Source organism: Peribacillus butanolivorans (assembly GCF_001273755.1).
GTDB classification, from domain to species: Bacteria; Bacillota; Bacilli; order Bacillales; family DSM-1321; genus Peribacillus; species Peribacillus butanolivorans.
In genome coordinates this window covers 731,000-733,169 of record NZ_LGYA01000001.1, presented here as the reverse complement: position 1 = coordinate 733,169, position 2,170 = coordinate 731,000, and the positions used below count along the sequence as shown (strand labels likewise).

The window sequence follows — 2,170 nt, the reverse complement described above, 5'->3', positions numbered from 1 at the left end:
ATGAAGTTCGTGTTCCTCAGACCGGAGGTTTGCCGCTTGCTTCCTTCAGAGTCCACGTCACCGTGGACACCCTTGCATTAAGCTAACCACTACTACTGCCTTCATGGTTCGGGACTTTCACCCTATAGATTGCACCCATGCCGGGCGCACGAAAAAAAGCACTGGATTTTTGAAGAATCCAGTGCTTTTCTTTATTCAATCAGAAGATTATTGCCAATCTCTATAAAAGATATAATTGCTTTATCTACACAATTTCAAATGCGTCTGGTACGGTTATTGGATTAACAGACTAGGACATACTTCTCTATTAATTTTCAAGAAAAATATAACTCCCTATATAAATATCGTTCCAAATTGTGTAGTAGTTGTAACGTATTTAACATTTCTCCTCTAGACTGATCGTCCTGCTAATTCCTTAATGCGTACGATGCGCTCCGGATCTTTTGTTGCAAGAAAGTTATCGAGTATTAAGCGGTCATAGCAAAAAGAAAAGTATTGTCGTGCTTCCTCGCTTCTTTTAAGCAAAAGAAGACACTCCGCGACCTCCTCATAAACATATCCATCGGGTTCGCTGGTTTGTTCGGTTTCAGCAAGTAATTCCATCTGAATTGCAAAAGACTCGTCAACTTGTCCCATTAACCGCAGTACCTTTGCTACGCTCCATTTTGCAATAAACACCGAATTTGGGGTGCCTTGCACCTTGCGGAATTCCAACGCTCGCTTGAACATTTCAAGTGCTTCCTCAAGTTTTCCATTCTCAACTTGGGCCCAACCGATGTTATTATATAACGAACCTAACCAATGGCTGGCTTTAGGACTCTTTTCGGCATAGTCTAGCGCCTTCAAATTCCATTCCATACGTTTCTCCGGAGTCGATTCAGCAATTCCCAACATATGTGCTGCATCAACAGCGTAATAATCCTCACTGGACTGGATTCCTAATTCCCATGCATTGAGGAATAGCGGAATAGCGTCCATTGATCGAGATGAGGAATTAAAAACTCTGCCTCGTTCCAGAAAATATCTAATTCGTGCCACAACTAAATCCTCTTTCAATAATCTCTCTGCACGATCCAGCGTCTCATGCGCTATTCTGCATTTTGCCTGCAATCCCTGAGAACGTGCAATTTGAGTCAAAAGTTCAGCTAAGTATCCAATGTTTCCGGAGTCCTCTGCTTGCATTAGCAAACTGATAAATTTCTGCTCGGTTTCTTCAGGTTGATTGTAATCCCACAACGCATCGAAGTCTAACATAATTCACTCTCCAAATAGTATAATTTATTTCTGATTAGGATAACGTGAGATGGTTATTATTACCACAATTACCATACCATCCGTTTTTGCTTTTGAAAACAAATTTATATTACATTTGATGCAATTTTTCATCATAAATATCATACTGTAAATCTGCTAGATTATTTATGAATGCTCGATCATGGGATACAAATACAACCTTTTCTTCATATGAGGTTTTATTTAACACTTAAGAAGCTTTAAAATTGAAAGTTTTTAAATATCCTTAGAAAAATCGAATTTTAATCAAACGTTTTTATAAAAGTGAAAGTCCTATTTAAACAAAAAGAATCCATTTTGATCAAACTTGATATGCTCCCCATTAGGTAGACAGATAAAAAATAAAAATCTGTTGATCTAAGGGGAGTATTTTCTATGGCTCGAATGAAATATTCTAAAGCTGAAAAATTGGCTATTTTAAATCTTTATAAAGATGGTCACCATTTCAATAGCTGACATTACGGCCAAGTTTTCTGTTGATCCTGGTACGATTAGAGATTGGAAGAGAAGATATGAAATGAATGGTGAAGACAGTTTAACAGACGCGACTTCTTGGAAGTCTTATTCAAAAGAGCTAAAGTTAGCAGCTGTGAATGATTATCTATCAGGGCACTATTCGTTAAACAAGGTTATCCAAAAATACAATATATCCAGTACTGCGGTTTTGGGAAAATGGATTAAAAAGTATAATAGTCATAGAGAATTAAATGATACCGGTAAAGGAATGACAAACTCTATGACAAGTAGAAGAAAAACAACATTAGAAGAACGAATTCAAATTGTGAATTACTGTCTACAACACCAGAAAAACTATCAACTCGCAGCCGAAAGCTATGGAGTTTCTTACCAACAGGTATATCAATGGGTCAAGAAGTTT

Annotated in this window: 2 protein-coding genes; one reads left to right on the top strand and one right to left on the bottom strand. The window is 37.4% G+C overall.

Translation table 11 applies throughout. The features are described 5' to 3' along the window. Positions 1-390: 390 nt before the first annotated feature. Positions 391-1,254: a tetratricopeptide repeat protein gene (locus AKG34_RS03525; protein ID WP_053344803.1), complete on the bottom strand. Its 864-nt coding sequence runs from the start codon at positions 1,252-1,254 to the stop codon at positions 391-393. 556 nt (positions 1,255-1,810) lie between these two features. Here AKG34_RS03525 and AKG34_RS28445 point away from each other — a divergent pair. Next, a partial coding sequence (locus tag AKG34_RS28445; protein ID WP_236694870.1) for a helix-turn-helix domain-containing protein occupies positions 1,811-2,170 on the top strand: 360 nt, incomplete at its 3' end.